Annotated in this window: 15 protein-coding genes and 1 riboswitch; of the genes, 8 read left to right on the top strand and 7 right to left on the bottom strand. The window is 53.0% G+C overall.

Going from position 1 to position 21,294, the window contains the following annotated elements:
• Positions 1-126 precede the first annotated feature (126 nt).
• The 3 genes from ntrB to H6F94_RS00065 all read right to left on the bottom strand — a co-directional run bounded on the left by ntrB (position 127) and on the right by H6F94_RS00065 (position 4,247).
• Positions 127-981, bottom strand: a complete 855-nt coding sequence (gene ntrB / locus H6F94_RS00075; protein WP_190800194.1) for a nitrate ABC transporter permease — start codon at positions 979-981, stop codon at positions 127-129.
• A gap of 87 nt (positions 982-1,068) precedes the next feature.
• Positions 1,069-1,221, bottom strand: a riboswitch (cyclic di-AMP (ydaO/yuaA leader).
• Positions 1,222-1,325: 104 nt separating this feature from the next.
• Entirely contained in the window at positions 1,326-2,084 is a 759-nt protein-coding gene (gene rnc / locus H6F94_RS00070; protein WP_190800193.1) for a ribonuclease III, read from the bottom strand.
• 69 nt (positions 2,085-2,153) lie between these two features.
• Positions 2,154-4,247, bottom strand: coding sequence for an ABC1 kinase family protein (locus H6F94_RS00065; RefSeq protein WP_190800192.1), 2,094 nt, complete (start codon positions 4,245-4,247; stop codon positions 2,154-2,156).
• Between the two features lie 166 nt (positions 4,248-4,413).
• Here H6F94_RS00065 and recN point away from each other — a divergent pair, with 166 nt between their 5' ends.
• Both recN and H6F94_RS00055 read left to right on the top strand, forming a co-directional pair.
• Complete coding sequence (gene recN / locus H6F94_RS00060; RefSeq protein WP_190800191.1) at positions 4,414-6,177, top strand: DNA repair protein RecN; 1,764 nt, start codon at positions 4,414-4,416, stop codon at positions 6,175-6,177.
• A gap of 266 nt (positions 6,178-6,443) precedes the next feature.
• Positions 6,444-8,993 carry an adenylate/guanylate cyclase domain-containing protein gene (locus H6F94_RS00055; protein ID WP_242040905.1) on the top strand — a complete coding sequence of 850 codons (2,550 nt, stop codon included), beginning with the start codon at positions 6,444-6,446 and terminating at the stop codon, positions 8,991-8,993.
• Positions 8,994-9,097: 104 nt separating this feature from the next.
• Here H6F94_RS00055 and H6F94_RS00050 read toward each other — a convergent pair whose 3' ends face one another.
• The gene (locus H6F94_RS00050) at positions 9,098-9,280 is read right to left on the bottom strand and encodes a YqaE/Pmp3 family membrane protein (protein WP_190800190.1); all 183 of its coding nucleotides are present in this window, start codon (positions 9,278-9,280) and stop codon (positions 9,098-9,100) included.
• A gap of 207 nt (positions 9,281-9,487) precedes the next feature.
• Here H6F94_RS00050 and pdxA point away from each other — a divergent pair, with 207 nt between their 5' ends.
• From pdxA to H6F94_RS00030, 4 genes are all read left to right on the top strand, one after another.
• Complete coding sequence (gene pdxA, locus H6F94_RS00045) at positions 9,488-10,519, top strand: 4-hydroxythreonine-4-phosphate dehydrogenase PdxA (protein ID WP_190800189.1); 1,032 nt, start codon at positions 9,488-9,490, stop codon at positions 10,517-10,519.
• 53 nt (positions 10,520-10,572) lie between these two features.
• On the top strand, positions 10,573-10,893 hold the full coding sequence (locus tag H6F94_RS00040) for a DUF6825 family protein (RefSeq protein WP_190800188.1): 321 nt from the start codon (positions 10,573-10,575) through the stop codon (positions 10,891-10,893).
• A gap of 108 nt (positions 10,894-11,001) precedes the next feature.
• Positions 11,002-12,702, top strand: a complete 1,701-nt coding sequence (locus H6F94_RS00035; protein ID WP_199320098.1) for an ABC1 kinase family protein — start codon at positions 11,002-11,004, stop codon at positions 12,700-12,702.
• Positions 12,703-12,733: 31 nt separating this feature from the next.
• A complete protein-coding gene (locus H6F94_RS00030; protein WP_190800187.1) occupies positions 12,734-13,465 on the top strand; it encodes a PP2C family protein-serine/threonine phosphatase in 732 nt (243 codons plus the stop codon).
• A 20-nt stretch (positions 13,466-13,485) separates the two neighbouring features.
• Here the strand turns inward: H6F94_RS00030 and H6F94_RS00025 are convergent, their stop codons facing one another.
• Positions 13,486-14,718 (bottom strand): hypothetical protein, encoded by a 1,233-nt coding sequence (locus H6F94_RS00025; RefSeq protein WP_190800186.1) that lies wholly within the window; start codon positions 14,716-14,718, stop codon positions 13,486-13,488.
• Between the two features lie 135 nt (positions 14,719-14,853).
• Positions 14,854-16,377: a 4-alpha-glucanotransferase gene (gene malQ, locus H6F94_RS00020; RefSeq protein WP_190800185.1), complete on the bottom strand. Its 1,524-nt coding sequence runs from the start codon at positions 16,375-16,377 to the stop codon at positions 14,854-14,856.
• Between the two features lie 188 nt (positions 16,378-16,565).
• Between malQ and dusB the strand changes: the two genes are divergently transcribed.
• Complete coding sequence (gene dusB / locus H6F94_RS00015) at positions 16,566-17,621, top strand: tRNA dihydrouridine synthase DusB (RefSeq protein WP_190800184.1); 1,056 nt, start codon at positions 16,566-16,568, stop codon at positions 17,619-17,621.
• 58 nt (positions 17,622-17,679) lie between these two features.
• Here the strand turns inward: dusB and patD are convergent, their stop codons facing one another.
• Positions 17,680-18,060, bottom strand: coding sequence for a heterocyst frequency control protein PatD (patD, locus tag H6F94_RS00010; protein ID WP_190800183.1), 381 nt, complete (start codon positions 18,058-18,060; stop codon positions 17,680-17,682).
• A 282-nt stretch (positions 18,061-18,342) separates the two neighbouring features.
• Between patD and H6F94_RS00005 the strand changes: the two genes are divergently transcribed.
• Positions 18,343-20,628, top strand: coding sequence for a RelA/SpoT family protein (locus H6F94_RS00005; RefSeq protein ID WP_190800182.1), 2,286 nt, complete (start codon positions 18,343-18,345; stop codon positions 20,626-20,628).
• Positions 20,629-21,294 lie beyond the last annotated feature (666 nt).

The raw sequence follows: 21,294 nt of genomic DNA, 5'->3' as shown, positions 1-21,294 counted from the left end.
TTGCAGGGTCAGCGAATAGCTACCTGACTAGGCAAACTAGGACTGGGAGTTGGACATCTCATAGCCGCCCATCACCAGTTAGCCCAATGTCAGTTACTAGCCGTCAAGCACGCGGTTGGAGAAGGTCTAGAAATTGCTCTGACGCACAGGACGGTGGGTGACTAATTCTTGAAGTTTGCCAACTGCGTAGTCCAGAATTAACCCCGTCACACCAATCACCAGAATGGCTAGAAACACAGAACTTAGGTTAAGACGGCTCCATTCATCCCAGACAAAGAAACCAATACCAATACCACCCGTTAGCATTTCTACGGCGACAATTACGAGCCAGGCAATACCTAAGCTAATCCGTAAACCCGTGAAAATATAGGGCAAACTAGCTGGCCAAATAATCTTGGTAATGCGCCGCCAACGAGGCATTTCTAGAACTCGGGCCACATCAATGTAGTCTTTGGAGACGCTCGAAACTCCCAAGGCTGTATTAATAATCGTTGGCCACAATGAGGTAATGAAAATTACAAAAATAGCTGAGGGATCAGCCAGATTGAAAATTGCTAAAGCAATCGGCAGCCAAGCCAGCGGTGAGACCGGCTTAAAAATTTGAATGAGGGGGTTGAGGATCAGCATGGCCGGTCTAGACATGCCAACAAGAAAACCTAAAGGAATAGCAACGACCGCACCTAATAAGAAACCTAATAGAACGCGGCGAAGACTGGCTAGCAATAGCCAACCGATGCCTAAGTCTCCCGGTCCCCGCCGATAAAATGGGTTCAAAATGTAATCTAAATTGGCGACCAGAGCTTGAGCTGGGGTCGGCATCAACTCTGCATTAAAGGTCGAGATAAACCACCACAGCAGAATAACGCCCAGAAATCCCAGTGCCGGTAGCACAACAACATCGCGAAGCACGATGGGTTTAGCCCGCTTCCAAGCCGCTTGCCCAGCTACGGCAAACACAGCAAGATTCAGTTGAAATGTCATCAATATCTCCCTATCGAAGGTAGGTACAAGGAACTGAACCGTACCAATACCAGATGGGATCCTGACGAATCAAATAATTTTGACTCTTCAGTCTCCTCCCAACGCCGACGGAGTTAGCTGACGGGCTAGGACTGAGAGATGTCCCTCTCGTGTTTATCCTCGCTTCTGGTGAAGGAGGTTAGAGATAAGCCCCACAATTTGGTTCCTCCGCTTCCGAGTTCCTTTTGGTACCGATACCTTTTGTCAAGAACCCCGAATTAGGCCGACTTAATTTTCACTTTGCAGAGTAACATCGCTTTTCAAGGCAGTCAATCTTTCTCACGGCTAGTGCCTAGCCTCAGTGCTTAAGTGCTAGTAGGTTCACTAGTAACATCTGTACCTAAACTAAGCTGGGTTGTTAACTTAGGATTTAGGCTATGGAAGGCGACGCGAGCTGCAGCCTGTTCTGCCGATTTTTTGGAACGTCCTTCGCCTTGGCCAATACAATGGCCATCAAACCAAACCTCTGTCACGTAATGTGGGGAGGGAGGGCCGAGTTCAGAGGTCAGCCGATACTCCGGTAAGCGCTGATGATGTTTTTGGGTCCACTCTTGCAGGGCTGCCTTGTAGTTGGTTGGAGTTGGGTCCGCTAGCAGAGCTTCAGCCTGTGCTTCTAGCTGAGGCAGTAACCAGGGCTGAATGAGGCTGAGGTCACCAGTGCTGAGATAGAGCGCAGCCAGCATCGCTTCGAAGGCATCGGCTAGCTCTGAAGTGTTGTGCCGGTAGTAGTCGGCAGCTTCGAGATCGTCGCCCAGCTCATAGCCCTGAGCCAAGTCTGCCAGCCGCAGGTTACTAACCAGGACCGAGCACAACTCAGTCAACGTCCCCACCTTGGCCTTGGGATAGCGCTCATACAGAAACTGCGAGGCCACCAGCAGCAACACCGAATCCCCTAGAAATTCCAACCGGTCATTGTTGTGGTGTGGGTTGGCAGTGGGGTGGGTGAGCGCCAGATCTAGAAGCTGCCAGTTTACGGCTGCATTCTTCGGTAAGCCGAGGCGTTGAACCAGGCGCACAAGCTGACGTTGGCGCCTGGGATAAGGGAGTTCGTTGAAGGAAGCCATGAGCCTGAAGGGGGAAAGCGCAACGGGAGCAGTGGCCCGGATCCCTATTAGATTAATAAACTTAGAGTGCTACCACTCCCAGTTGTTGGATCGGTTGTTGGATTTTTTGCTGGGTTGGGTTTCAGGGTTCAGACTAGCCGTCAGGTTGGTGAAGGCAGGCACCGGTAGACGAGGGAACTGAACTGGGCGTGAGGACGGTGCAGGCAATGCAGGGGCAGGCCTTACCGCGGTTATTGGCCCAGTTGTTGACCTAGTTGTTGGCCGATTGGCCCCAGGCTGGGTCGTTTCTTCACGCAGGAGAAACTCTCGGATCAGCCGTGCTAGCGTGCGCTGGGCTAGACGAGAGACGACGCGACGGCCCAATTGCTGAGTTTCTGGCTTAAATAGAATTTGACCTGCAACGGGTAAAACTTTGAGTGGATCAAAGTTGCCGTTTTGCTGCAAAATTGCCCAGATTCGCTGCAAATGTTCGCTAGCTGGATTCGGTGTTCCCTGAATGACGTACACCGGGTCAATGCCTTTGACAATCTCGTCAATCAGGCGCTCACGAATAAATTCACCTCTCTCTGACATCAGAAAGTCGAGCGCTTGATCCACTGCTTTGCTCAAGTCATAATCTTTGCTGCCCTTAGTTGCGTTGCGCAGCAGGTTCTCTAAGCGATTCCAACGAAAAGAACCATCTTTAAACAAGACATCGCGCAAAGCAGAACGCAATTGGGGTGCCGGATCGCTGAGCAAGCGCTTGGCGACATAGGGATAAGCTTCGTTGAGAACTTTGAAGTCTGGATCGACATTAATCGCAATGCCTTCTAAGGTCACCAACGAACGAATGATCAACGCATAGTAAGCCGGTACCCGGAACGGGTAGTCATACATCATCTGCGAGAGTTCGTCGGTGATGCTCTTAATGTTGAGTTCAGAGACACTCGCGCCCAACGCTTGACTGAACACGCTAGCTAGGGCGGGCACAATCGGCCTTAAGTCTACATCGGGAGTCAAGAAATCGAGCTTGACGTAGTCTTGGGCTAGCTCTTCAAAATCGCGATTGACTATGTGCACAATCGCTTCGATTAAGTTGTAGCGCTGCTCCGGCTTGACCTCGCTCATCATGCCAAAGTCAAGGTAAGCTAGCTTGCCATCGTTCATGGCGAATAGGTTGCCAGGATGAGGATCCGCGTGGAAGAAACCATGCTCTAGCAACTGTTGCAAGGAGCACTGCACACCAACCCCGATGATCTCTCTGGGGTCTAGTCCTTTGCTGCGAATCGTATCCAATTGTGTGAGTTTAACGCCGTCAATCCACTCCATGGTTAGGACACGACGGGCTGTGTATTGCCAGTAAATTTTAGGCACATAAATGCCTTCAATATGCCCGTAGAGCTGAGAGAAACGCTCGGCATTAGCGCCCTCGTGCTCGTAGTCCATCTCCTCGAAAATGCGATAAGCAAACTCATCAAGAATGCTTTGCAAATCGCTTTTAATGAAGGAGAATCGACGCTGAATCCAACCGGCTAGACCGCGCAGGATATACATGTCTAGCGTGATTTGACCCGCCAGGTCAGGGCGCTGCACTTTGATCGCCACGACTTCACCAGTCTTGAGCTTCCCCTTGTAAACTTGCCCGAGACTGGCAGCCGCGATTGGATCGGCAGAAATTTCAGCGTAAATATCTTGGGGCGATCCTCCCAGTTCTTCCCGGATAAACTGGAAAGCGAGGGCATTGGCAAACGGAGGCAACTGATCCTGAAGCTGTGCGAGTTCCTCCAGATAGGTAGATGTCACCAAATCGGGCCGGGTGGAGAGAGCCTGACCAATCTTGATATAGGCCGGTCCCAGTCGGGTCAGGAGTTCGCGCAGTTGGATAGCCCGACGCCGTTCGTTGCGCAGCTCCGCTCCAGTTCTTTTGTCCCACCACAAGCTAAAGGCCAGCGTCAGAATGGGCCACAGAGCCGCAACACAACGGCGCAACACCGTCCAGGGCTGGCGACTATAGTGCAAGGCGACGAGTTGCGGATCGTAGGACTCCAACGCGAGTTCCCCAGTCGCCAAGACGCGCTCCTGCTGAGTCAGCCGTTGCAAGACCACTTCGTTCAGGACAACCTCAGGGTCAGTGGGTCGAACTGCCGACCGCCGCGAATCAACTACCGTTGGGGATATAGCCATGGGGTTAAGACAAAAGATCTCGTAACGTATTGTAACAAGTGCAGCCCGTCCCACTAGGAGGGCCACCGTAAAATGAGTTTCCGGATTTCCTTACCGCTTCATCATTAGTTATTGATAGCCCTGACGACGTCAGGATTCCTCTACCGGTCGGTTTGTTAATTTCCCCATGCTCCTGACGCTTCACATCGAGAATTTTGCGCTGATCGACCGGCTGGAGCTAACCTTTGGCTCGGGCTTGAACGTGTTGACCGGTGAGACTGGTGCTGGCAAATCGATCATTCTAGATGCCATCTCGGCAGCTTTGGGCGGACGCATGAGTAGCAAATCCGTCCGCACCGGATCTGAGCGGGCCTTGATTGAGGCTAGTTTTGATTTGAATAGCCGACTCAAGGATTGGCTCGCTAGCCAAGAGATCGACTCCCTAGACGGAGAGTTAGTTTGTTCGCGGGAAATTTCTGAGCGCAGTTCCCGCTCTCGGATCAACGGCATCTTGGTGAATCGCCAGCAAATGCAGGAGTTACACAACCTGCTGGTCGAAATCACGGCTCAGGGTCAGACAGTACAGTTGCTCCAAGGCGCTCGCGTCCGCGATTGGCTCGACGACTTTGGCGGTGCCCCACTGTTGAAGCAACGCACCAAAGTAGCCGAGGCCCACGCTGCCCTAGTCAAAGCTCAACAGGCTTTAGAACAACGCCTGACCAGCGAGCGTCAGCGTATTCAGCAGTTGGACATCCTGGAGTATCAGGTCAAAGAACTAGCCCAAGCGCACCTCAAAGACCCCAAAGAACTGGAAGATTTGGAGCAAGAGCGTCATCGCCTCAGCCACAGCGTCGAACTCCAGCAGCAGAGCTACACCATCTATCAGGCGCTCTACCAAAACGAGGACAGCACCACGCTGGCCTGTGCTGACCTCTTAGGCAATGCTGAAGCGACCCTCAGCCAGCTGCTGAGCTACGACCCGGGGCTAGGACCGATTCTGGAGCTAGTCAGCAGTGCTCTGGCTCAGGTAGAAGAAGCGGGGCGCTTGATCAATGCTTACGGCGAAGACTTGGAAACTGACCCTCGCCGTCTAGAGCAAGTGGAACAGCGGGTCAGCGAACTCAAGGTCCTGTGTCGCAAATATGGCTCCACTCTCGCGGAGGTAATCGAATACGAGCAGCGCATCTGTGCCGAGCTGTCCCAGCTCAACGATGCCGGTGCCTCTCTAGAAGCGCTAGAGGAAGCAGTACAGCAGCAGCAAAGTACCCTCACCGCCGCCTGTACTAAGCTCACGCAACTGCGCAAACTGGCAGCGCGTAATCTGGAAGGCCGTCTGATCCAGGAACTCAAGCCTCTAGCCATGGATAAGGTGCAATTCCAGGTGGAGCTGACGCCAGTTACGCCCACCGCCTATGGGGCTGAGCGCGTGCAATTTCTATTCAGTCCCAACCCCGGTGAACCTCTACAACCCTTGAGTGAAACCGCATCAGGTGGGGAAATGAGCCGTTTCTTGCTGGCGCTGAAAGCTTGTTTTTCTCAGGTAGATCCCGTAGACACCTTGATCTTCGATGAAATCGACGTGGGGGTTTCTGGGCGGGTGGCGCAAGCAATTGCTGAGAAACTGCACCAGCTCGGCCAGCACCATCAGGTGCTCTGCGTGACTCACCAGCCAATCGTGGCAGCGATGGCCGATACTCACTTCCGCGTCGATAAACGGCAGATCCCAGAAATTTCGCCTATTAAAGAAAAAGGTGAGAAAGGTCGCAAAACCAAAGCGGTTAAGACCTCTGAGCGCACGGTTGTTCGCGTAGGTCAGCTTGAGCCGGAGCAGCGACGCGAAGAACTAGCTCAGCTTGCTGGCGGAACTTCTGCTCAAGAAGCTTTGGCCTTGGCGGATGCGCTGCTGTCTCAGTCGCACCACAACCGTCAGGCAACAGCCAAGGCTCAGTAAGGCTCAACAAGGCAGTAGCAAGCCGAGGTTGAAGAACAGGGCTAGAGCAGAGCTAAACCGCGCCTATAGGGCGGAGAGTCAGCATGGTTGAGGCGACTGTCCGGATGCAGGCTGGTAGCTCGTGAAAGGGATGAAAAAGGTCGATGCAGCCTGGGTAGGATTGAAGCAATCAGGGAGCAATTTATCACACATCCTTTGTCACTTTTGTCACAATTTTCTTATAGAGTGCTCCGTCTGCCAGGTTACTGCTGGATCCGATAACAAATATGCCGAGCCCCTCTGCCTCCGCTGAGTCCGACGATTCTAACCGTAGCCTGAGCCCACTACCGCCGCTTTCCTCCGAACCCAATGCCATCAGCCTAGAGATGCCGGTTGCACCCTCGATTGGCTTACTGACAGCTCTGGTTGAGCATAAGGGCTATCGGGGTTTTTCGAAGCGAGTCGAGGGCTTAACGCTAGATCGTTTTAAAAACTTGTTGGATCGCTTCACCACGGAATTTACCTATTCCTTAAGAGCGATTGATTTAACTCATAACGACAATTTAGAAGCGCTGCTCGACCAGATTCTTGAGGCTTTTACCCTCAAGATTGGTCAAATTCTTCAGGCAGATCGCACCACTATTTTTCTGCTAGATCCAGAACGCGAGGAACTCTGGTCCAAAATTGCGCAAGGGGAGGGCCAGAAGTCTCTCGAGATCCGGCTGCCCATGCACACGGGTATTGCGGGCTATGTAGCTACCACTGGCGAGTGCTTGAACATCCCGGATGTCTCGCTCTGCGATTTGTTCAACCCAGACATTGACCGCAAAACTAACTACCAAACCCATACGATCCTGTGCATGCCAATTCACAGCTCCGAGGGCGAGGTGGTTGCCGTTGTGGAGTTGCTGAACAAGAACGGCGAGCAGCCCTTTAGCCATGAAGATGAGGAGCGCTTCCGTGAGTTCTCCAACTCAATCGGCATCATCCTGGAAAGCTGTCAGCGTTTCTATGTCGCTGCTCGCAACCAACGGGGAGTTGCTGCTCTACTCAAGGCGACGACATTTCTTTCCCAAAGTTTGGACCTCGACCGCACACTCAAGGCGGTGATGGACGAGGCTCGCGAACTGATGCAGGCTGACCGCAGTACCTTGTTTTTACTGGACCGCGAACATAATGAGCTGTGGTCTAAGGTGGCTCAAGGCAAAAACGGCGCACTTCTGGAGATCCGCATTCCAGCCAACAAAGGCATCGCTGGTTTTGTCGCCTCCACGGGCCGCACCCTGAACATCCCCGATGCCTATGCCGATCCCCGCTTTGATCCTTCTACCGATCGCAAAAGCGGTTATCGCACTCGCAACATGCTGTGCATGCCGGTGTTTAACTCAATGGGAGATTTGATTGGCGTCACCCAGCTGATCAACAAGCACCAGGGCAGCTTCACCAGCTCCGATGAAGAATTCATGCGGGCTTTCAATATCCAGGCTGGGGTCGCTCTGGAGAATGCCCAGCTGTTCGAGAGTGTGCTGGATCAAAACCAGCGCATCACCGAGCAAAACCGCCGCATCACCGAGCAGAACCTGCAAATCTCGCGGGAAAAGCGTTACCAGGAAGACGTACTGCGCAGCTTGTCCAATGCCGTGATTTCCACCGATCTGGAAGGGCGGATCGTCACGATTAACGAAGCGGCTTACAAACTGCTCAACCTGACAGAGGCCCAGAGCATTGAAGGCTGCTTTGTCTGGGACATTGTGCCGCTTGACGAGCTAGAACACAATCTGCACGAGAGCCTCCGTAACCAGAGCAAGCTAGACTTCCCCGGTCAAGATTTAAGGCTGATGGGGCCAGATGGCAAGCAGGGCGAACTGAGTGTGAACCTCTCGGTCAATCCACTTTCTGACCCTGAAGGCGGTGTTTGTGGCGGCTTGGTAGTGATGGAAAACATCAGCCAAGAAAAACGCATGAAATCCATGCTCTATCGCTACGTGACCAAAGACGTTGCTGAGCGGGTTCTGGCGACTGCTGACGACTCCCTGATGGAAGGCGAACGGCGGGATGTAACTATCCTGTTTTCCGACATCCGCGGCTACACCGCCCTGACCGAGGATCTGGGCGCTAGCGAGGTCGTTTCGCTGCTCAATAGCTATTTTGACAAGATGGTCGAGGCCGTACTCAAGTACGAAGGCACCCTCGACAAGTTCATTGGGGACGCGCTCATGGCAGTCTTCGGTGCGCCGATGACTCTTGCCGACCATGCTCACCGCGCTACTCAGTCAGCCTTAGAAATGCGCGAACTGCTCAAGGAGTTCAATCGGGCTAGAATTGCCGATAACCTAACCCCAGTACGGGTGGGCATTGGTATCAGCTCCGGCGAGGTTGTCTCGGGCAACATCGGCTCCCGTAAGCGTATGGACTACACCGTGATCGGCGATGGTGTAAATGTCAGCTCTCGGCTAGAGGATGCCACCAAGCAGTACAAGTGCGACATCATCCTCAGCCAGCACACCTATGCCTTGTGCAAGGATCACATCCGAGCGCGCGAGCTAGATACGATTCGAGTGCGTAACCGTAATGAGCCGATTACCCTATACGAGTTAATCGGCTCTCACGGTGAACAATTAGACTCAGAACTCAGCCGGTTTCTAGAGGTGTATGAGAGGGGGCGGCAAGCTTACGACTGTCGAGAGTTCCGGATTGCGATCAATCACTTTCGTGACGCCTTCACGATGCGCCCTAATGACCGAGCTACCCTGCTACACATTGAGCGTTGTCAAAGTTTGATCCGCAATCCCCCGGGCCCAGCTTGGGACGGAGTTTGGAACATCGTCGAAAAATAGAAGCTGGGGCCGGAGTTGCGTTGTTAAAAGGCGTTGTCTGGGCTTGAGCTAGAGATTGAACCTAGAGTTTAAAAATCAAGAGTTTTAAACTCTAGAGCTCAAATCTAGGCCCGGTCTCCATAAGCTTCGTTTTGCTTGGCAATAATCCACACAGCATGAATAATGCCGGGCACATAACCTAGTAGGGTGAGCAAGATGTTGACTAGCAACGCGCTGCTAACACCCGTGGTTAGAAACACGCCGAGGGGCGGCAACAAGATAGCAAAGATGATTCTCAAAATATTCATGGTTGTAGTTCTCTATGAGCTCTTCAATGGCTTCTTCAGTCTTCGCACAAGCAGATAGCTGCTTGGCTCCCGCCTTGGGCTGAAATCAGTATTCTGTAGGCAGAACTACAGGCTCAGCTAACCTAGAAAAGCCCTAGAGAAGTCCCTAAAGAGCTTCGCCCTAGAGAACTTTGCTCTAGAGAACTTGTAAGAGAACTCCGTCCCTTCATGCTGTCAACGTCTCATCTACCCAAGTTGGCACTGACCTTAGGAGATCCTGCCGGTATTGGACCGGAGGTCGTGCTCAAAGCCTTAGCCCATCTGCCTAGTAATTGCCGCTTGACCGTGGTGGGTGAGCGTCACGTGCTGGAGCAGGCTTACACTCAACTGCGGCGGCAGACTGAAACGCCGTTGGCTGAGCCTGATGCTATCGAGTTGCTGGAACTGGACACTGGAACTCAAATCACACCCGGCTCGGGCAATGCCCAGAGTGGCAGAGCCAGCTTCGACTATTTAAAAGAAGCTATTTTGCGCACCATGGCCGGAGAGTTCGATGGTGTGGTCACAGCTCCCATTGCCAAGTCTGCCTGGAAAGCAGCAGGCCACCACTATCCAGGCCAGACTGAGTTGCTGGCCCAGCTCAGCGGTGCTGAGCGCTTTGGCATGCTGTTTGTGGCTCGCTCACCCCATACCGGTTGGCTACTGCGCACCCTGCTGGTAACCACGCACATTCCCCTCGCCCAAGTGCCCAGTACCCTAAACCCTGACCTGATCCACCGTAAGCTCGACTTGTTGTGGCATTGTTTGCAAACCGATTTCGGTTTGAGTCAGGCTCAAATTGCGGTCGCTGGCCTCAATCCCCACAGCGGTGAGGACGGGCAACTCGGCAGCGAGGAGCGCGACTGGTTGCGCAGTGCTCTGACCGATTGGCAAGCCCAAAATCCGGCTGTCAACCTCAGCGGTCCAGTCCCGCCAGATACCCTTTGGGTCAAACCCGGTCAGGCTTGGTTCCAGCCGGGTTGCAGTGCTCACGACGCCTACCTAGCGCTCTACCATGACCAAGGTCTGATTCCGGTCAAGCTCATGGCCTTTGACCGAGCTGTCAACACAACCATCGGTTTGCCCTTTGTGCGCACCTCTCCAGACCACGGCACCGCTTTTGATATTGTCGGACGCGGCATTGCTGATCCAACCAGTCTTCTGGAGGCTATTGCTCTTGCTGCCAGCTTGACAGCACTGCGACAGAGGTCTCTGGTCTAGGCAGTCGGGTTATAATTTCCTCAGACGACGCATTATAGACCTCCAAGCTGTTCATGAGTAGTCCCCAAGTCCGTGCTTTCTTCTTCGGTCGAGCGGTGGCAAACATGCTGCTGGAGCAACTTGAAGATGCTTTCACTGATGCTTTAAGCGAACTCGGCAAGTTCGACGCCGAGCAACGTGAAAAGATGCGTAGCTTTGTCAATCAAGCGCAGGATAGAGCCCTGGCGGATGAGCAAGGTGCCATGCTAGGTAGCCGCTCAGCCTTGGTCAAAACTGGAAGCGATGACCTCCAAGCCACAATTGACGAGCTACGGGCTGAGGTTGCGCAATTACGCTCAGAACTCCAGCGCTACCGGAGTAGCCGTCAAGGCTGATTTCTTTTTAACCTCCCGGTCCTACTCTGTATGTAGGTAGTAGAGGCTCATTCCCCTATTCCACCCTGCCCCAAAGGCACTGCATCAAAGAACCGAGAGAAAACCGCCTTGTCCGTCCTGCCCTCTGATTCTGCTTACCGCTGGAGCCGGGAGAACTATTCCACCACCCGTCGCCAGGTGGATATTTGGCAGGCGGTTTTAACCCTGCTGCTTTATCTCTGGCTGGATGGGAAGAAGTGGAGCTACCCCGGTGGCAAAACTGACGAAGCTCGCTCAAGGCGTCGTCGATCTCGTGCTATCTGGCTACGTGAAACTCTGCTCAATCTCGGTCCTACCTTCATCAAGGTTGGCCAGCTGTTTTCGACTCGGGCTGACCTGTTTCCTGCTGAGTATGTCGAGGAGCTCTCCAAACTTCAAGACAAGGTGCCTGCCTTCAGCTACGACAGGGTTGAGGCGATCATCGAAGCAGAGTTTGGCAAAACCATTCCAGAGCTGTATCAGTTCTTTGACCCAACGCCCTTAGCTGCCGCTAGTTTGGGACAGGTGCATCGGGCTCAGCTTAAAACCGGCGAAGAGGTCGTAGTCAAGATCCAGCGACCCGGCTTGCGCAAACTATTCGAAATCGATTTGGCGATTCTGCGCCAGATAGCCAATCGCTACCAAAACCACCCGAAATGGGGCAAGGGCCGAGACTGGATAGGGATCTACGACGAGTGCCGTCGCATCCTTTACGAGGAGGTTGACTATCTCAACGAAGGGCGTAATGCAGATACTTTTCGTCGCAACTTCCGTGACGATCCGCAGGTCATCGTGCCGCGTATCTACTGGCGCTACACGTCACCACGGGTCTTGACTCTGGAATACGCGCCTGGCATTAAGGTCAATCACTACGAAGCCCTAGAGGTTGCAGGGTTAGATCGCAAGGAGATTGCTCACATTGGGGCCCGCACCTATCTGCAGCAGATCCTCACGAACGGTTTCTTCCACGCAGATCCTCACCCCGGCAACTTGGCGGTTAGTCCCGATGGGGGGCTAATCTTCTACGATTTCGGCATGATGGGCCAGATCCAGCCGGTTACTCGGTCTAAGCTGATGCGCACCTTCTTTGGCGTTGCCCAAAAGGATGCCGATGAAGTTGTGCAATCGCTGGTTGATCTTGGCGCATTGGTGCCCACTGGCGACATGGGGCCTGTACGGCGTTCGGTCCAGTACATGCTCGACAACTTCATGGACCAGCCCTTCAATGCTCATACTGATGTTTCGATTGCATCCATCAGCGACGACCTGTATGAGCTGGCCTACGATCAACCTTTTCGCTTCCCAGCGACATTTACCTTCGTTTTGAGGGCATTCTCAACTCTAGAGGGTCTGGGGAAAGGGTTGGATCCGGACTTCAACTTTATGGAGGTCGCAAAACCTTTTGCGACAGAAATGATGAGCGGCAACGGTTCTCCCCTCGAAACGGGCGGCGATATTATCAGCCAGATTGGGCGGCAAGCGGCTCAAGTCAGCAACACGGCCTTGGGTCTGCCTCGGCGAATTGATGACACGATCGATAAGCTTGAACGGGGTGACATTCGCATTCGGGTGCGGTCTCAAGAGACAGACCGGTTGCTGCGACGGCTTGGGAGTGTCAATATGGGCACTAACTACGTCCTTCTAGCGGGTTCCTTTGTCCTCTCGGCAACGCTGCTACTGATCAGTGGAAAAGGTTGGCTAGCACTTGGTATGGGAGTTTTAGCTGCGGTTGCAGTGGGCGCATTTATTCGAGTGCTTCTGCGTATCAATCGTACGGAGCAAATGTTTTAGTACCGGGATTTAGATTCGATTGTTTTGCGCCATGAAACGACTGTTCACAGGTGTAACGGATCGGGGCCTCCTGCGTTCAGCCAATCAGGACGCCTATCATATCGACCGTGAGGGACGCTTCTTTGTGGTGGCTGATGGCATGGGTGGTCATGCCGGGGGGCAGGAGGCCAGCCGCCTGGCAACAGAGACGATCCGCTATTACTTAGAGGACCACTGGAGTAGTGGTCAGCCACCCAAAAGCCTTCTAGAGGGCGCATTGCAAGCGGCCAACCGGGCGATCCTTAAAGACCAACACGAGCACCCAGAACGCTCAGATATGGGCACGACAGTTGTGATCGTGCTGTTCGAGGGTGATCAGCCCTGGTGTGCTCACATTGGAGACTCGCGGCTCTACCGTCTGCGGGGTCCCAAGCTTGAGCAAATTACAGAGGATCACACCTGGATTGCCCGAGCCCTGAAGCATGGAGAGGTTAGTCCTGACCAAGCCCGCAGCCATCCCTGGCGGCACGTCTTGGCTCAATGTCTGGGCCGAGAAGACTTAGACCCTATAGAAATCCAGGCGTTTGATTTTCAGGCTGGGGACCGGCTCTTGCTGTGTAGCGATGGTTTGACTGAGGAATTGTCCGATCACCTGATCGCCGACCGGCTTAAGCAAATCCGCTCCTGCGAGAAAGCTGCAATTGCCCTGGTTGATGCTGCCAAGGACCGGGGGGGACGAGACAATATCACTGTGGTCATTGTGGCTTTGGATGCGCTGACTTGATTAGCACCGACTTAAGCGCCTTAATTCCAGCGCTGCTCCAGTAGAGCCATCTTCCTAATTGAATCGAGGCTAATGTCGAATTTGCTAGCGATCTGATTGAGCACCCGGTCTTCGTCTGGCGAGCTTGTCTGGTTGAGCTGAGCAATCTTATAGCAACGAGCTAGTAAAGGCACAGCGAAGTCTTTATTGAGCTGATTCAATAAGCTGTCGAGCGGCTGGGGCGAGCGGATATGCTGCTCAATTGCTTCTAAAGAGGTAGGGCTAAACTGCAAAGCCTGAAGCTCCGGCAGAATAGTTTGCCAAGACTGATCAGGATGGTCTGCCAGGATCACATGGACCAGAATCTGATCCATCACTGTTTCTTGAGCAATCGCTGCTGCCAAATAGTTATCGCTTACTGTTTTAGAGTCGGCCAGCGTCGCTTGAGGGACTGACGTATCAAGTCTCGCTTCGTAGAAGCGGCAGGCTGCATACCCTAATGAGTAGAGCATGGTTGCATTGGCACCTGCGCCAATCACTGCTCCAGCGACTGGGGTATTGCGTAGCAGGGCTAAACCAGCCTTGATGGCCCTTCCTCCACCCAAGGCCAGCCCGAAAATTGCCAGGATTTCGCCTTTACGGGCTGGATCCTGAAGGCTAAGCCCATAGGCAGCAGCGATTTGATAAACCATTTCAGACTGGAGCAGGGTGGTGGTTGCTAGGTCAACGGTCAGCAGCGCTGCTGCTTGACCAGGAACCAGACTGGTCGCAAGGCCAATACCACCGGTGTAGACTGCCTTCTCCAGCATCAGGCGATGGGCAATTTGGCTAGGAGAATCCTCGGGATGTTCTTGCTGGAGCTTTTTGACCTGGTTTTCGGCTTTGACCAGGTCGACCCGGTCTAGGATGCCGAGTAGCCAATCCATACGTACTGCTTTTGAGGCACGACGCAGCAAGGGGCTTTCACTGACCCAGGTAAACGCCTGCCCCGTATTTTCAGTTGCTTGCTTGAGCAGGCGGTGGCTGTGCTTAGCTGTCGTTGTGCCGAGACCAGTTGCGGTGCCCAGGACTGTTTTGCCAGTTTGGGCAGCAGCACCACCCGCCTGCGTCACTCGTTCTCTGAAAGCCTGGCCAAGATTAGCAAGGGCACCCACCATAGACCTAAACAGCGCAAACTTCACACGCGATGATTGAACTGGTGACTGGCTTAACGGCTTAGTTTCAGGGGCAGACACATCTTTCAGGGTAGCGGGCTGGGCAGGTTTGGTTTCCATAGCGGCTCATCAAGGCAACAGCTCCTAATCCTGATAGTTACGCAGGATACGCTGAGCAACTTGTAGCTAGAGAGTGATTCTGCACCTCTCGCTTTTGGCTGAGCTATGGTCTGGCTCTCCTGCCTCAGCTCCCTCTCACTCCAGCCTGGCCCCAGGGAATTCAGCATAGCGACCGTAGATCTTCACCATGGCTTTGAGGCGATTGCTGTAGTCCTCGGTTAGGGCTTCACTGCGATAGCGCCAAGCCCAGTTGCCCTCGGCACTGCTGGGAAAGTTCATACGGGCATTCGAGCCTAAACTGAAAATGTCTTGAAGCGGAATTAGGGCTTGGTTGGCCACGGAGCTGAGGGCCAATCGAATCATGTCCCAGGCGATGCCATAGGAGCCTGTGCAGCCCAAGTATTCGTGCAAGCGACCTCGCTCGTAATCAGAGATTTGGTTGTACCAACCCACGGTCGTGTTGTTGTCGTGAGTGCCGGTATAGACGACACTATTGGCACTGAAGTTAAACGGTAAAAACGGATTTTTGGCATCATTGCCGAAGGCAAACTGCAGAATGCGCATGCCAGGAAACTCGAAATGATCCCTCAGTTGCAGCACCTCTGGACTAATATCCCCTAGGTCTTCTGCCAGGATAGGCAGGCTACCGAGTTCTTCTCGAATCGTCTCAAATAGCGCATAGCCGGGGGCCTTAATCCAGCGACCATTCATCGCAGTTTCCTCGCCGGCAGGCACAGACCAATAGGCCTCCAGCCCTCGGAAATGGTCAATGCGAATCAGGTCTACGTAAGTCAACAAAGCGCGAATGCGTTCGATCCACCAACTAAAGCGGGTCGATTCTAAATACGGCCAGTTGTAAACTGGATTGCCCCAAAGCTGCCCATCCGCTGAGAAATAATCGGGTGGAACGCCAGCCATCTCTTGCGGTTCGCCAGTTTCTGGGTTGAGCTGGAAAATTTCTGGGTGAGCCCAAACATCAACGCTGTTGTGCGCTACATAAATTGGGATATCGCCAATAATTTGAATGTTTTGATCATTGGCATAGCGCTTGAGTTCAGACCATTGCCGGAAGAACTCGAACTGCATGTATTTGTGGAAGAAAATTTCGTCGGCTAGCTGCTGCCGCGCTGCCTCTAATGCTTCAGGCTTGCGATGGCGCAACTCGTGCGGCCACTGGTTCCAGGTTGCCTCCTCCCGTGTATTTAGCAACGCCATAAACAACGTGTAGTCATCGAGCCAGCTCGCCTTACCACGACAGAAGCCATCAAATTCCATCTGCTGGATCGCAGTAGCATGCTGGGCAAAGTTTTGACTGGCTTTGCGTAGCAGTGGCAGCTTCCAGGCGACCACTCGCTCAAAATCTACCTGATCTAAGGGAAAGTCAGGCACGTTGCGCAGGTCATCCTCGCCCAGAAAGCCATTGTCTCTCAACACTTCGGGGCTAATCAGCAATGGGTTGCCTGCTATTGCAGAGAAACACATGTAAGGCGAGTTGCCAAAACCAGTTGGACCCAGCGGCAACACTTGCCATAGTTGCTGAGCACTGCGAGCTAGAAAATCTACAAACTGGTACGCCTCTAGCCCCAAATCTCCAATTCCATAGCGGCCTGGTAAACAAGTCGGGTGCAACAAAATGCCACTGGAACGAGGAAAGGGCATGGTGAGAAGACCTCAAAAGCAAAAGGCAAATCACTCAATATCCTATTGAATTCTGATGCGGTTAGAACTCTCCCCACCAATGGATGCGACTAACAGGCAAGATGGAGACAGGGCTCAGCTCGATGTTGAGTTTAGGGTTGGGCCCAGTGTGCCGTCCCGTCCCAGTCATTTTGCGTCAGTGTTTCGTTATGGTTAGCCTGCCTCCCAGCTTGAAAGCCCGCTTAGCGGCCCCGCTCAACATTGGCGATTTCACGGTGCATAGCCGAGTCTTGCAATCGCCTTTGTCAGGTGTTACTGACAAAGTGTTTCGTCGGCTGGTGCGACGTTACTCGCCAGAGTCGCTGATGTATACCGAGATGGTCAATGCAACTGGGCTGCACTACGTCAAGCAACTGCCCAAGATCATGGAGGTAGACCGGGACGAAACCCCCATTGGTATTCAACTCTTCGATTGCCGCCCTGATTTCTTAGCAGAAGCTGCCCAAAAAGCGGTGGAGGAAGGCGCGGACTTGGTAGATATCAACATGGGTTGTCCAGTCAATAAAATCACCAAAAATGGTGGCGGCTCCTCGCTCCTGCGTCAGCCGGAAGTTGCCGAAGCTATTGTGCGCTCGGTCTCCAAGGCTGTGAAAGTACCTGTAACTGTCAAAACTCGCTTGGGCTGGTGCGACTCGGAGATCAATATTCTGGAATTTGCCCAACGCATGCAGGATGCCGGAGCCCAGCTGATCACAGTCCATGGCCGCACCCGTGCTCAAGGTTACAACGGCCCTGCTAAGTGGCACTGGATCGGCAAGGTTAAGGAGAAGCTTTCGATCCCCGTGATCGCTAATGGCGATATGTTCTCGGTGGAAGCAGCGGTGAAGTGCCTGGAAGAAACCGGCGCTGATGGCGTGATGTGCTCACGTGGCACGCTCGGCTATCCCTTCCTGGCTGGTGAAATTGATTATTTCCTGAAGACTGGGGAGCATAAAGTCCCACCTACAGTTTTGGAACGGCTAGAGTGCGCACGTGATCATCTCTGGGCGCTGTGGGAGTACAAAGGTGAGCGCGGCGTGCGTCAGGCTCGCAAGCACTTGACCTGGTATGCCAAGGGGTTTTACGGTGCCGGGGACCTGCGCGGTAAACTGTGCCGCATCGCAACTGTGCAGGAAGGGTCAGACCTGCTGGATGAAGCGATGGAGCGAATCCGGCGCGAGGGTGTCGTAGAGCTGTCAGAACTCGCTGAGCCAGTCATGCTCTGATCCCAGGCTGGTTCCTAGACTTAGTTTGGGCCTGTTCGAACCTATTTGAGCCCTGAAATTAAGCCCCTGCGCCTTCACCGCCTTCACCTAAGATGGCCTTACAGTAACGGCTTAGGGTAGCTAGACGCTGTTGGATTTGTCCCTGACGTTGCTGCACCGTTTCTGGCTTCCGAGCTGCCTGCAAAAACGACAGATCGGTTCCTAGCAGACGCAACTCCCGCTGAATTTCGGTTTGGTAGGCTCGCAACTGCTGCTCGGTTTCTAAAGGTAATACCTCTGCGTCCAGACCCAGCACCTGCACCTGAAAAAACTGTTGAGCTTCCAGAAACACTTGGAGCAATTGGGCGGGAGCTGGATTCGCCTTTCCGACTAAGGTTTGGAGTTGATCCAAACGCTCTTGAAAGGCTAGATAGGACTGGCGGTGTGGGTCAGGCAACATGGCAAACCAGAATTGTGATCAAATCTCTATATAGTTGCCGGAGCAAGCAGAGTTGACCTGTATGGGAAAACTAAGTCAGGGCTCGGTAATCTGCCATTTTGCCCCACACAAACCTCACTTGAAAACGCTTCTGGGTCTCTCTTAGGCTGTAGAGAGGAGTAAACCATTGGTAGAGGTAACTGCCCTGGCAATGATCTTTGCTTTTGTTACATGTGTGTTCTGATACACTCTTTACAATAAAAACAACAGCCATCTTCTACCAACCTGAATAGGCTCAGCAGTATGAATCTGACGGTAGCCTCGCTCTCTGAACAGGACTCAGAGCTAGTCCTGTCATCTCTAGATTTCGCCGTTCCTGACTGGCTTCAGTCCTGTTGGATCCAGAATCAACGGGCTAACGACCCTAGCAGCGATACTGCTCTGATCTGCCGAGCCTTTGACTTCGCCTATCGTCTGCATGAAGGCCAGTACCGTAAGTCCGGTGAACCCTACATTGCTCACCCTGTTGCTGTAGCTGGTATGCTACGCGATTTGGGTGGGAGTAGCGCCATGATCGCTGCAGGCTTCCTGCACGATGTAGTTGAAGACACTGAGATCACTGCTGAGCAATTAGAGCAGCATTTCGGTGCAGAAGTGCGTTGCCTGGTAGAGGGCGTTACCAAACTTTCAAAGTTTAACTTTGAAAGCAAAACCGAGAGTCAGGCTGAGAATTTTCGACGCATGTTTCTGGCAATGGCCCAGGATATTCGCGTCATCGTGGTGAAGCTAGCCGACCGGCTGCACAATATGCGAACTTTAGAGCATCTGCCTGATGCCAAGCGGCGTCGCATTGCTCGAGAAACTCGTGAGATTTTTGCTCCCCTGGCCAATCGCCTGGGGATTTGGCGTTTTAAGTGGGAACTGGAGGATCTGGCGTTCAAATATCTGGAGCCAGAAGACTACCGGCGCATGCAGGAACTGGTCAGCGAAAAGCGGACCGAACGGGAAGCGCATATTGATCGAGCGGTAGAGTTGCTGCGCGAACGGCTGCTTGGAACCGGCCTCCGCGATGCTGATATTACTGGGCGCCCCAAGCATCTCTACGGCATCTTCCAAAAGATGCAGCGCCAAAACAAGGAGTACCACGAGATCTACGATGTCGCTGCGGTACGGGTCATTATCAATGGTGACAATGGCGATTGCTACCGTGCCCTGGCAGTCGTTCACGACTGTTTTCGTCCAATTCCTGGACGTTTCAAAGATTATATCGGCTTGCCCAAGCCCAATCGCTACCAATCGTTGCACACCGCCGTCATTGGCCTCAGCGGTCGGCCTTTAGAAGTGCAGATTCGCACGCGGGAGATGCACCATGTTGCCGAATATGGAATTGCTGCCCACTGGAAATACAAAGAATCTGGCACCAGCAATGCCGTCAAGCCTGAAGATGAAAAATTCACCTGGCTACGGCAATTAGTCGAGTGGCAAAGCGATCTCAAAGATGCTCAGGAATATCTAGACTCGATCCGCGAAAATCTGTTTGATAGCGAGGTCTATGTCTTTACGCCGAAGGGCGATGTGATTGCGCTAGCTCAAGGCTCAACCCCTGTTGATTTTGCCTATCGCATTCACACAGAGGTGGGCAATCGCTGTTGTGGTGCCCGTGTCAACGAGCGCATGATGCCTCTAGACACCAGGCTCAAGAATGGTGACATTGTCGATATTCTGAACAACAAGAACGCCCATCCCAGCTTGGATTGGATTAACTTTGTTGCGACTGCCTCAGCTCGCAACCGAATTCGTCAGTGGTTCAAGCGCTCCCGCCGTGAAGAGAATCTAGCCCGAGGCCGTGAATTCCTAGAGCGTGAAATCGGCAAAAAAGGCTTCGAATCCCTGCTGAAGTCTGACCAGATGCGCTTGGTTGCCGAACGATGCAACTATCACAGCTCAGAAGATCTCCTAGCGGGTTTAGGCTACGGCGAAGTGACGATTACTGCTGTTGTCAATAAGCTACGGGAGAACGTCAAGTCTCAGGTATCCCCCGACCCAACGGCCCGCCTGAGCGATAGTGCTGCTGCTCTGCTCAGCATCCGTCCCACACCAACCGCGCCTGCGTCCACGGGTGGTAATCGTAAGTCGCCAATCATTGGCGTTGAGGGGCTGCTCTATCACTTAGCGGGCTGCTGTAAACCGGTGCCGGGTGAGGCCATTATCGGGGTGGTGACGCGCAGCGCGCGAGGTATCTCCATCCACCGGCAGGGCTGTACAAATGCCGACAGTATTCCTGGGGATCGCTTAGTGCCCGTCAGTTGGAATCGCATGGAAGACACAGGTCGTGCACCTACCTATCCCATTGATATCCAGGTTGAGGTTATCGACCGAGTAGGTGTGCTGAAGGACATTCTGACTCGATTGGCCGATAGCAATATCAATGTGCGCAATGCAGAGGTCAAAACCAATCCGGGCGAGACGGCGTTTATCAATATGTGCATTGAGGTGACCGACCGCGAACAGTTGCAACGCACGCTCGACCGCATCGACAGAATGTCGGATACCATTCTGATTCGTCGTCTTAGTCATGATGAGTCGTGAACTGTGGGCTTGATGGTTCTGATATCAGCTTGAATCATTGGTCTTGACCGGTCAGTTTTGATCGGTCGGTTTTGACCCGTTGTTTTTTGGCTTCAGTCCACCCATTGCTACTCAGCATGAGGTGTAGAAGCCCTTTGCATTACCGATTGAGAATCGCACCGAGAACTGCTCAGTGGCTGATGGCTGCTGAGCTTCAAGCCGTGTACGACTTCTTGCATGGTTTTGTGGAGCTTGACGACATCATAATTCGTGTGTAGTATCTTGTATTATACCGGCATTATTCCTGGTTTGTTCACTGAGTTCTATTCACTGAGTGCTGCTAACTCGGTGATTCTGCAATTTAGTCGTTAAGCGTACTTCTAACTGCTGAATCACCTTTGCTACGGAGGTTTACTGGGCAGGGTTTAGTCATGGGTTTCTATGCCTACCTGTGGCGCTGGTTTGTGCTGCTCGTTGTACTGCTGGTCGTAATAGGCTCTAGCAAAAGCAGCTCAAAGATTGAGTTTTTTATGGGGGCTTTGCCATGCCTGGAATTCGCGACGTTATTAATTATTATAGCCCTACGCACGCACGTTAGGACGCTATTCTAGAGAGAGAAGCATTGAGATACACCCATGCCTGCGCCTTACAGTTATGACCTACGCACCAAAGCGATCGAAGCCGTTA

Source organism: Leptolyngbya sp. FACHB-261 (assembly GCF_014696065.1).
In the GTDB taxonomy this organism is placed as follows: domain Bacteria; phylum Cyanobacteriota; class Cyanobacteriia; order FACHB-261; family FACHB-261; genus FACHB-261.
Note: the sequence above shows the minus strand (reverse complement) of the source record. Positions and strands in the feature narration are given on the sequence as shown.

Coding starts and splice junctions, on each gene's coding strand:
- ntrB (WP_190800194.1), bottom strand. CDS start 981: ATGACATTTCAACTGAATCTTGCTGTGTTTGCCGTAGCTGGGCAAGCG.
- rnc (WP_190800193.1), bottom strand. CDS start 2,084: ATGGCTTCCTTCAACGAACTCCCTTATCCCAGGCGCCAACGTCAGCTT.
- H6F94_RS00065 (WP_190800192.1), bottom strand. CDS start 4,247: ATGGCTATATCCCCAACGGTAGTTGATTCGCGGCGGTCGGCAGTTCGA.
- recN (WP_190800191.1), top strand. CDS start 4,414: ATGCTCCTGACGCTTCACATCGAGAATTTTGCGCTGATCGACCGGCTG.
- H6F94_RS00055 (WP_242040905.1), top strand. CDS start 6,444: ATGCCGAGCCCCTCTGCCTCCGCTGAGTCCGACGATTCTAACCGTAGC.
- H6F94_RS00050 (WP_190800190.1), bottom strand. CDS start 9,280: ATGAATATTTTGAGAATCATCTTTGCTATCTTGTTGCCGCCCCTCGGC.
- pdxA (WP_190800189.1), top strand. CDS start 9,488: ATGCTGTCAACGTCTCATCTACCCAAGTTGGCACTGACCTTAGGAGAT.
- H6F94_RS00040 (WP_190800188.1), top strand. CDS start 10,573: ATGAGTAGTCCCCAAGTCCGTGCTTTCTTCTTCGGTCGAGCGGTGGCA.
- H6F94_RS00030 (WP_190800187.1), top strand. CDS start 12,734: ATGAAACGACTGTTCACAGGTGTAACGGATCGGGGCCTCCTGCGTTCA.
- H6F94_RS00025 (WP_190800186.1), bottom strand. CDS start 14,718: ATGGAAACCAAACCTGCCCAGCCCGCTACCCTGAAAGATGTGTCTGCC.
- malQ (WP_190800185.1), bottom strand. CDS start 16,377: ATGCCCTTTCCTCGTTCCAGTGGCATTTTGTTGCACCCGACTTGTTTA.
- dusB (WP_190800184.1), top strand. CDS start 16,566: ATGGTTAGCCTGCCTCCCAGCTTGAAAGCCCGCTTAGCGGCCCCGCTC.
- patD (WP_190800183.1), bottom strand. CDS start 18,060: ATGTTGCCTGACCCACACCGCCAGTCCTATCTAGCCTTTCAAGAGCGT.
- H6F94_RS00005 (WP_190800182.1), top strand. CDS start 18,343: ATGAATCTGACGGTAGCCTCGCTCTCTGAACAGGACTCAGAGCTAGTC.